Here is a 9,788-nt window from a genome sequence, read left to right as displayed (position 1 = left end):
CCCTGAATGCTCTAATGTATGATGAATTGCTGTACTTGACATATTCTCGACCTATCTGTTTACTGATTATTAATCGCTAATTTGTTATCTGCCTTTGCCGCCTCCGATTTAACCATTCTCTGCTCAGTTTCCTTCTTCACATCGTCATTGTAATATAGCGGTTGCTTGGCTATCCACTCGTTATACTCTTTTTCGTCTACAACCCTTACCTTATATTGCATATTGTAATGTCCGGTTCCACAGATCTTGTTACACAATAAAACATAATCAAAGGCAGCATTTCCTGTTTTCTCACGCATTTCATCAGTAGTAAAACGGGGAGTAAACTGAAAATAAGTAGGCATACCGGGAACAGCATTCATCTGTACCCTGAAATCAGGAATATAGAAACTGTGAAGAATATCCTTTGAGTTGATAGTGAACCGTACAGGCCTCCCTTTGGGAAGAACGATCTCGCCCCCTAACTTATCATCCCAGCTTTTCTTATCAGTAAAATCAATACCAAGTGTATTTAGCGGGGTGGTAAGTTTGTAATTTCTCACACCCAATTGATTGTCTTCTCCGGCATAACGAACATTCCATTTAAACTGTTCACCCGTTACCTCTACAGATAAAGCCCGCTTTATCTCTTCTTCAGGAGGATTCGTAATACTTCTCCATGTGAAAAACCCGAATACAACCAAAGCCGTCAAAACTAGTGCAGGAATAATAGTCCACAAACGCTCGATTGCATTATTGTGCGGATAATAATAAGCCTTTCTTTTCTCAGACCCTTTATAACGGAATGAAAAACCGAACAGCAGGAATTGAGTAATGACAAAAACGATGGTTGTAATAGTGATTGTCACCATCATCATATTATCAATACGCTCTCCGTGTACAGATCCTGATGGGCCTGTGGCTACATTGCCCCAGGTATGATACGACCAGTAAGTACCAAAAAACAGGATAGCAAGCGTAATGATGAACAGAAAAGCCTGAACAGTATTTCTGTTAAGAGGTGCCTGTTTCCCTTGTATCTCTCTTGTTAGCTCGTATACTTTCAGCACCTTTCCGATGACACCGAGAAATATGCAAACGAGAATAAAAAGAATGACATAAAATGCAGCAGATTTATACATTGCTGTATTTTGCACCACCTCTTCGGCTGAAGCCAATGTTGTTCCGTCATCTGTTTCCGACTCCGAAACAGCAGTGGGGGTCTCCCCAATAGACCCCGTTGTTGAGTTGATTTGCTGAGCGGTGTCAGCAGCAACCATATCGCCCTCTGTCGCCGGTGAGGCCTGGCGGGCTAATACTTGTATGCTACTGATAAGTAAGCATACAACAAGTACTGCAAAAAAGCTCCTGATATTAAAAATTCTATTAAACTGCATTTCTTTCTAACAATTCTTGACTTAAATCCGTCTGTAAAGTATTATTATATAGAGTGATGTAAACTTTCTTCAAGGAAAGGATGGTTCTTCGGAATTAAAGCGTGCTTGCTCAGCTGATTAAGCATCAGGAAGGTGAATAATCCTGCAAAGCCTATGGCTGTACCGATCTCAATGATTCCGAAACCAGGATGCTCCTCTACAGTTCCGGGCATGATCATGATATAATAATCCAGCCAGTGTCCCATCAGCAGAAGAATGCATACAAATAAAAGGGTATTAGTCCTTCTCTTTGCATCTCTCGTCATCAGAATTAAAACAGGTGCTACAAAATTAATCACAATATTCAACCAGAACCATGGCTTGTAATTGTCTTCCCATCTTTTGTAAAAGTATACTGTCTCCTCCGGAATATTAGCATACCACGTAAGAAGGAATTGTGCAAACCATACATAGGTCCAGAAGATAGAAAACGCAAATACAAGCTTACCAAGATCATGGAAATGGCTATCATTAAGCCAGTTCATATATCCCGCTCTTTTTAGCAGTATAGCCGTTATCGAAATAACACAAAGACCACTTACCCACATAGCCGCGAAATTATACCAGCCAAACATCGTTGAAAACCAATGAGCTTCAAGAGACATGATGGTATCAAAAGACCATATAGGAGTAGTAAAACCAAAGATCACAAGGAAAATTGCGGAAATCTTAAAACTCTTCTTATAGCTTTTCAGTCCGCCTTCCAGATCTTCGTTCCTGGAAAACCGTGTCAGAGAGAGAGCAAAAATACTGTATATTCCCAAAAAGATTACCTGCCTTATAATGAAGAAAGGAACATTAAGATAACTGGCTTTGTTTGCAATAATCGGATCATAATTCTTATGCCCGGGGATCGTAATCCCTTCGTGATTCCAGTGATGATAAAGATTATGAGTAAATAATCCCGCAACACAGATCGCAATTAAGATAATCGAGGCAATAGGAAGCACTTTTGCAAAAGCCTGAGGTATTCTGAGGAGAGCTGCAGACCAGCCAGCCTGGGTAACAAACTGAAGTGCAAGAAAGAAAGCCCCCGCTGCACATACAGATGTAAAGTAATAGCCCATTAATAAAAGATTTGCGAAAGTCCGCTCCGCGTGATTCTCTGCCGGATCCATTAGAAAACCATATAAGACGGCGAGTATTCCGATCACAATAGCAATTAAACTCCAGGTTTTTGCTTTTCCAGAGAATTCGTATTGTTGAGTAAAATTATGTGTATGATGACTGTGAGTTCCCATTTGGCTTAAACATTAACTATTGAAGTTTTTGCAATTCATGAACGTACATAACGATCTTCCATCTTTCGGTGGGATTAAGCTGCGTACGGTGCGGCCCCATAAGATTTAAACCGTATGTGATCGTATGAAAAATCTTTCCATCGGTTAAATCCTTCATAGCTCCTCCTCTTGAGGAGTTTCCCGTTGAATATGAGGGAGGAGGAGGGAACTTTTCCAACTTAATAATTTGCCCGTCCCCGTGCCCCTGGGTTCCGTGACAATGTGAACACATATGAAGATATAGGGTCCTTCCCTGTGATAAATTCTGCTGAGTTGCAGGAAGTGGATTTTTCAAATTAGCACTTGCTGCCTGATATCCTTCCGGTGTATTCGGATAAGCATCCGCAACAGGATCATATCCTACAGGCATCGTTCCTTCCGGTGGTAACTGAGCGGTTTGTCCGTTCGCAAAATTATCATTCGGCTGATCCGGGTTAAATGCAATCGGATCGTACATATTCCGGGCAAACTCCAGCCCAGGGTTCTTCTTATTGCCACAGGATGAAAGGCCGGCGGCAACAGCAACCGTAATGACTGCTGCACTTACTATCCTGAGCTTATTCATAACTAACATACTTCCTTTCATTATGCTTTACTTCTACAGCTCCAGCATCTTTTAAAAGATTTTCAATTTTATCCGGATAAGGATTCGCCTTAGCGTCTACCGCGATTATAAAACGATCATCTGTCGCCCGCAAATCCATTACCCTCGGCGCTCTTCCCGGGAAGAAATGATTGGCATAAAAGAATGTAAACATCATTCCGTATGCAGCAAACAGAACGGTAAGCTCAAAGGTAATCGGAACGAAATTGGGCATAGCAAACGCAGGTTTACCACCAATGTTCATCGGCCAGTCGTATACCAGCATATAATAAATCATGGAGAACGCAGTAATTGTACCGGTAAGACCGAAACAAAACGCTGCAATAGGAAGCCTGGACCGCTTATATCCCAGCTTTTCCTCAATTCCGTGAATAGGCATAGGGGTATAAACATCATAAATGCCTACGTTATTTTCCTGAAGTTTCTCGATCCCGTGCATCAGATCATCAGGATCTTCAAAATGGCCTAATATATATTTGACGTTGCTCATTTTTAAATATTCGCGTATTCAGTTTTTGACACACTATCATATTTCTCCAAAGAGTTCTTATAGAACTCTGCCTGTTCAGGGTCTACTTTTCCCTCTCTGATCAGTTTCTGCTTAGCCTGATCGCTTGAACTTTTCAGGATCAGTTTAACCTCAGCCATCGCAATACCAGGAAGAACCCTCAGGAACAACAGGAATAATGTAAAAAATACCCCGATTGATCCTACAAAGAGCAGAACGTCTACAACGGTAGGATAGAACATCACCCAGCTTGATGGTATAAAGTCACGGTGCAGCGAAGTTACGATGATCACGAAACGTTCAAACCACATCCCGATATTTACAACGATAGAAAGAACCCAGGATGCCCAGATACTTGTCCGGATCTTCTTAAACCAGAACAACTGCGGAGAGATTACGTTACAGGTCATCATACTCCAGTATGCCCACCAGTAAGGACCGCTGATACGGTTAAGGAACGCATACTGTTCATACTCAACTCCCGAATACCATGCGATGAAGAGCTCTGTTAAATAAGCAACCCCAACGATAGATCCGGTAACGATGATCACCTTATTCATGGATTCAATATGAAACATGGTGATGTAATTTTCCCACTTCATTACTTTTCTTGCAATTAGAAGAAGAGTCTGAACCATCGCAAAGCCAGAGAAAATAGCTCCGGCAACGAAATATGGAGGGAAGATAGTAGTATGCCAGCCCGGCTCAAGAGAAGTAGCAAAGTCGAAGGATACAATGGTGTGTACAGAAAGTACAAGCGGTGTGGATACACCTGCAAGGATCAGCGACACCGCTTCAAATCTCTGCCAGTTCTTTACTGATCCGGCCCATCCGAAAGACAGGATGGAATAGATTCTGCGGCGTGCACCGGTAGCACGGTCGCGGATAGTGGCGATATCAGGTAATAATCCGGTATACCAGAAAACCAGCGATACAGAGAAGTAAGTCGAAATCGCGAATACGTCCCAAACCAGCGGAGAATTAAAGTTTACCCATAAAGAACCGAATTGATTTGGAAGAGGGAACACCCAGTAGGCTAACCACGGACGTCCCATGTGTGCAAAAATGTAAGTGGCAGCACAGATAACCGCAAAGATCGTCATCGCCTCTGCCGACCGGTTAATGGAGTTACGCCAGTTTTGTCTGAACAGTAACAACACCGCCGAGATCAGCGTACCCGCGTGACCAATACCTACCCACCATACGAAGCCGGTAATATCCCAGGCCCATCCAACTGTTTTATTTAATCCCCAGGTACCCAGTCCTACCCAGAAAGTATAACTGATTGTAACCACCCAGGTAAGTGCGAATGCAACTGCTATTCCGAAGCCGATCCACCAAGCCTTATTGGGCTTATTTTCCACGGGTACCAATACATCATTGGTAATCTTTGAATAGGTTATATTCTCACCAGTGATTAATGGTTCCCTTAATATTGATTCGTTATGAGCTGACATAATATATTTAAATCTCTTAATGAAATCTGTTAAGCTTCTACTGTATTTCTAACTTTTGTCTGGTAGCCTATGCCCGGCTGCACATTTAATTCCTGAAGCACATAATAGGTACGTTCATCTCCCAGAGCTTTCCTTACTTCAGAGTTCGGATCATTAAAGTCCCCGAAAATAATGGCCCCTGCAGTACATGCCTGCTGGCAGGCCATCTGTATTTCTCCGTCTTTCAACGGGCGTTTTTCAAGTTTAGCCTGTAAACGGCCACCCTGAATACGCTGAATGCACATGGTACATTTTTCCATTACACCACGTGAACGGGTTGTAACATCCGGATTTAGCAACAACTGAGAAAATTCATTGTTCAGATAGTTGTCAAACCGGGAATCGTTCCAGTAATTGAACCAGTTGAACCGGCGTACTTTATATGGACAGTTGTTTGCGCAATAACGGGTACCCACACAACGGTTATAAGCCATATGATTTAAGCCGTCAGACGAGTGCATGGTCGCAATAACCGGACAAACAGTTTCACATGGTGCATGATCGCAATGCTGACAAAGCATTGGCTGGTGAACAACCGAAACGTCATCAAAGTTATCAAGCTTCTCAATCTCCTTCTCTTCCGTCACAGACTTACCACCTTCATTGAAACTGTAATAGCGGTCTATCCGGATCCAGTGCATTTCCCGTCTTCTGCGCACTTCATCTTTACCCACAACCGGAATGTTATTCTCAACATTACACGCTACCACACAGGAGCCGCAGCCGGTACATGCATTCAGGTCGATCGCCATTACCCAGCTATGACCGATCTGCTTGTGCTCTGGCCATAAATCATAGGTTTTATGCTCACCCTGGTGTTTATCATTTCCGGTATGAGGATCCTTAAGATAGTTCTTGAATGATGCCTCGCGTATCACAGTACGGCCTTCATAAGAATGGTGCGTCTGCGTTTGCGCAAGCTCCATCTTACCGCCGGTCTTGCTGATAGTAGCAGTAGTCAGGAATTGCACAGTGCCATTCACGACCGATGCAAATGGATATGCATTCTTTCCTACACCGTTTCCAGCCTTACCAGTCTTGGTTCGGCCGTAACCAACAGCGATAGAAATGGTTCCCTTAGCCTGTCCGGGCTGTAAAAGTACCGGCAGGACAACAGTATAACCATTAGCTCCTTTGATCTCTATCAGGTCAAACTCTTCGATTCCCTGCTCTTCAGCGAACTTTGGAGCAACAGCAGCATAATTGTCCCAGGTAACCTTGGATACCGGATCAGGAAGCTCTTGTAAAAAGGCGTTATTAGCGTGCCTTCCGTCCCTTATTGCAACGCTCTCGTAAAGCTGAACTTCAATATCTTTTGCAAGTGCCTTGCTTTGAGTTGCTATAGCTTGTGAAGCTGCAGCTACGTTACCTCCAAACGTGTATGCCGTTGCCGGCTTCTCGCCTGTATAAACAAAACCCTCCTGCAATAATTGCTTCCAGGTCTTTCCCGCAGCTGGCAACAGGTTCTTCTCCCAGTACGCTTTAACGTACTGATAATAATTCTTCTGGGCGTTATCAGACCAGATCAATAAACTCTGCTCAGCCTGGCGGGTAGAAAATACCGGGTTAATGGCAGGTTGTATGAGAGTATAATATCCTTCAAACGCGTTTTCATCACCCCATGACTCAAGGTAATTAGCGTTAGTGGCAATCACATTACATAGAGACGCAGTCTCGTCTTCACGGTCAGCAAAAGAAACCTTCAAAGGCACCTTTGCAAGTGCATCAGAGAATGCCTTACTGTTAAAGTAAGTATAAGCCGGATTAGTATTCAGGAAAAATACAGCTCCTACTTCTCCCCTGCCCATCTCGTCAACGAATGCATTAAATGATGCATCATTTCCTGAGTATGTATAAAAAGGATTATCAAGATCTATTGTTGCTCCGTAGCTTCCTAGAGCAGCATTGATGGCGTTAACAACTGTCTGTATTGCAACATCGTTCGAGCCGGCTACAACCAGTGCTCGGCCCCTCGCATTCTGCAGTTCCTTCGCAGCCAGCTTCACAGCCTTATCTGCTGCGGTGTTATTTCCAATCTGGGCGCCGCCTGTCTGGCTTCCTGTTACCGCATTGTACAATGCTAGAACTGCCAGTCCCATTTCCGATGGCTTCACCGCAATCCTGGAATCTGCATTAGTACCGGTCATACTCATTCCGGCTTCAAACTGTATATGCCTTGACATCTTTCCCTTCTTCAGGGACTGAGCGTTCCGGTTGCTCACATATTGTTTGGTGAATTCCTCGCCCGCGATCCAGGTACCAAGAAAATCGGCACCGAAGCTTACGATGACATCAGCCCGGTCAAAACGGTAACGCGGAAGAACCGCTTTACCAAAGCTGCTTCCATTCGCCTGTATGATGCCGCTGTAAGACACGGCATCTGCCTGAACATGTGTAGTATTAGGGTACTGAGAAATAAACTCGGCAATAACCGATTTGGCTGATGGACTTGTTACGGTTGAAGAAACGATACGGATCTTCTTTCCCGAAGCCTGAACTTTGTTAAGCTCTCCTTTAACGAAGGCATCCAGTTCCTTCCATGAGGTTTCTGCTCCGTTTAATTTCGGGCTTTTTAACTTTGAAACGTCATAAAGATCAAGCACTGAAGCCTGGGCTGTAGCATCGGTACCATGGTTGCCAAAAAGACCTGTGCCGTTACCTTCAACTTTAATAGGCCGCCCTTCCCTTGTCTTTACCAGGATACTCTGACCATTGTAACTCGAAACATAATAGTTTGGCACACCTGGAGTGACCTCCTCCGGCTTTATTAAATAAGGGATTGACTTGTGTACGGGAGCAGTCTGACAAGCAGCCAGTGATACCGCCCCTAATCCAAAGCCCAGAGTCTTTAGAAAGTCGCGGCGGGGTGTTACTGTATTCAGACCAGATTCGCTAAGAACCTCCTCGAGAGGAAGTTCTTCTGCAAATTCGTTTTTATTTTTTTCTGCAAATTCTGGAGTTCTTTGCAGTTCATCTAAACCTTTCCAGTATTTTTTATTGCTTTCCATTTAAGCTATATAAACTGTATCGTATTCTTACAAATGATTAATAATGACACTTTCCGCACTCAAGACCACCTAAGACTGCCGGAGTTACCTTTTCGCCTTTCTTTAGCTGATCGTGAACCGCAATAACCTTATCGTAATAAGCATTACCCTTATAGTTCACATTGTTCTCACGGTGGCAGTTAATACACCATTTCATGGTCAAAGGCGAGTATTGATAAACCTCCGACATTGTCTGAATTGGTCCGTGGCACTTTTGACAGGCCAGACCACCCACCGATACGTGCTGAGAGTGATTGAAGTAAGCAAAATCAGGAAGATTGTGGATCCTTACCCACTGGATTGGCTTTGGATTAGAGCCGTATTGCTTTGTTTGCGGATCATAATCAAGAGCTTTATAGATCTTCATGATCTCCGGTGAGATTTCCCCGTTATATTTCTCTGTTGCCTGTACATAGTTGTGACAGTTCATACAAACGTTCAGAGATGGAATAGATGCATTTTTAGATTTGTACGCACCAGAGTGACAGTATTGACAATCGATCTTCAACGTTCCCGCATGAAGCTGGTGAGAATACTTGATCGGTTGTGTAGGCTGATATCCCTGGTGAACACCAGTGTTCCACATGGCTATCCATCCCCATGTACCGAAGAAGATAATGAGAAGAATCGTTATAAAAAATACGAGTTTCTTATTCTTTGAAAGCCTTCTTATTTTCGCAGCAGCACTTTCTCCTTCTTCATCTGCTTCCTCTTCAATCACTATACCCTGTTTCTGCAAAAGCAATCTTTCAAGAGTCTTGATCACCCGGTTTAAAACCAGAATGACAAGCAATGCGACGATGACAACCACAATCAAACCGCCCAGCATGAAGTTACTGACTTCACCGGAACCCTGACCAGCGCCTGTACTGCCCTCCGCTCCCTGAGCGCCGCCCGCAGGAGCAGCTGGCTTGTCTCCTTCAACCTGAATATAAGCAAGGATGTTTCGGACATCATCATCACTCAATTCCGGGAACGGAGTCATAACTGTCTTGTTGTATTCATTGAATACCTTAACCGCTGCCGGATCTCCGGCAGCAACAAGTGCCTGGGAATTTTTGATCCATTTGATCAGCCATGCTTCATCATGCCGTTCGTGTACACCCTTTAAGGCAGGACCAACAACGGTTCTGTCCATTGCATGACAGGCTGTACACTTCTGTTTGAAAATAGCCCCTCCTGCATTGGCATCACCCTTTACAGCCTGAGCTGCGGAAGCTCCGGTGGCTGCACCGGCAGCACTTTGTTCGGCAGCCGCATTTGCGTCAGGAGCATTTTGAGCTTTAACATGAATACCAATACTTAGGACGGAAACTAAGATTAATGATTTTACAACTCTTCTAAAAACCAATGAGATGCTACTCATATTACTATTTTACGATAATTTTTGAATGTCAAATCAAAATTGTGCTCGAAGTCACAATTTCGGATGACAAAA

At 43.7% G+C, this 9,788-nt stretch carries 7 protein-coding genes; all 7 read right to left on the bottom strand.

Annotated elements, in window-relative coordinates; genetic code table 11:
* Nucleotides 1-59 precede the first annotated feature (59 nt).
* Genes DDR33_RS20560 through DDR33_RS20530 form a run of 7 tightly spaced genes read right to left on the bottom strand, consistent with a single transcriptional unit; the run spans nt 60 to nt 9,716 of the window.
* Nucleotides 60-1,376: a cytochrome c oxidase subunit II gene (locus DDR33_RS20560; protein WP_109417681.1), complete on the bottom strand. Its 1,317-nt coding sequence runs from the start codon at nt 1,374-1,376 to the stop codon at nt 60-62.
* Between the two features lie 44 nt (nt 1,377-1,420).
* Nucleotides 1,421-2,656, bottom strand: a complete 1,236-nt coding sequence (locus DDR33_RS20555; RefSeq protein ID WP_109417680.1) for a quinol:cytochrome C oxidoreductase — start codon at nt 2,654-2,656, stop codon at nt 1,421-1,423.
* Nucleotides 2,657-2,672: 16 nt separating this feature from the next.
* Entirely contained in the window at nt 2,673-3,269 is a 597-nt protein-coding gene (locus DDR33_RS20550) for a c-type cytochrome (RefSeq protein ID WP_238387881.1), read from the bottom strand.
* Nucleotides 3,253-3,789 carry a DUF3341 domain-containing protein gene (locus DDR33_RS20545; protein ID WP_109417678.1) on the bottom strand — a complete coding sequence of 179 codons (537 nt, stop codon included), beginning with the start codon at nt 3,787-3,789 and terminating at the stop codon, nt 3,253-3,255. The genes DDR33_RS20550 and DDR33_RS20545 overlap by 17 nt, the downstream gene beginning before the upstream one ends.
* 2 nt (nt 3,790-3,791) lie before the next feature.
* Nucleotides 3,792-5,264, bottom strand: a complete 1,473-nt coding sequence (nrfD, locus tag DDR33_RS20540) for an NrfD/PsrC family molybdoenzyme membrane anchor subunit (RefSeq protein WP_109417677.1) — start codon at nt 5,262-5,264, stop codon at nt 3,792-3,794.
* A gap of 29 nt (nt 5,265-5,293) precedes the next feature.
* Entirely contained in the window at nt 5,294-8,311 is a 3,018-nt protein-coding gene (locus DDR33_RS20535; RefSeq protein ID WP_109417676.1) for a TAT-variant-translocated molybdopterin oxidoreductase, read from the bottom strand.
* Between the two features lie 37 nt (nt 8,312-8,348).
* The gene (locus DDR33_RS20530; protein ID WP_109417675.1) at nt 8,349-9,716 is read right to left on the bottom strand and encodes a cytochrome c3 family protein; all 1,368 of its coding nucleotides are present in this window, start codon (nt 9,714-9,716) and stop codon (nt 8,349-8,351) included.
* Between the last annotated feature and the right edge of the window lie 72 nt (nt 9,717-9,788).

The sequence above is a fragment of the Pararcticibacter amylolyticus genome (assembly GCF_003130405.1).
Classification (GTDB): Bacteria; Bacteroidota; Bacteroidia; order Sphingobacteriales; family Sphingobacteriaceae; genus Arcticibacter; species Arcticibacter amylolyticus.
Note: the sequence above shows the minus strand (reverse complement) of the source record. Positions and strands in the feature narration are given on the sequence as shown.

Bases quoted from the DNA above. Each gene is read 5' to 3' on its own strand.
- DDR33_RS20560 (WP_109417681.1), bottom strand. From the start codon at position 1,376: ATGCAGTTTAATAGAATTTTTAATATCAGGAGCTTTTTTGCAGTACTT.
- DDR33_RS20555 (WP_109417680.1), bottom strand. From the start codon at position 2,656: ATGGGAACTCACAGTCATCATACACATAATTTTACTCAACAATACGAA.
- DDR33_RS20550 (WP_238387881.1), bottom strand. From the start codon at position 3,269: ATGTTAGTTATGAATAAGCTCAGGATAGTAAGTGCAGCAGTCATTACG.
- DDR33_RS20545 (WP_109417678.1), bottom strand. From the start codon at position 3,789: ATGAGCAACGTCAAATATATATTAGGCCATTTTGAAGATCCTGATGAT.
- nrfD (WP_109417677.1), bottom strand. From the start codon at position 5,264: ATGTCAGCTCATAACGAATCAATATTAAGGGAACCATTAATCACTGGT.
- DDR33_RS20535 (WP_109417676.1), bottom strand. From the start codon at position 8,311: ATGGAAAGCAATAAAAAATACTGGAAAGGTTTAGATGAACTGCAAAGA.
- DDR33_RS20530 (WP_109417675.1), bottom strand. From the start codon at position 9,716: ATGAGTAGCATCTCATTGGTTTTTAGAAGAGTTGTAAAATCATTAATC.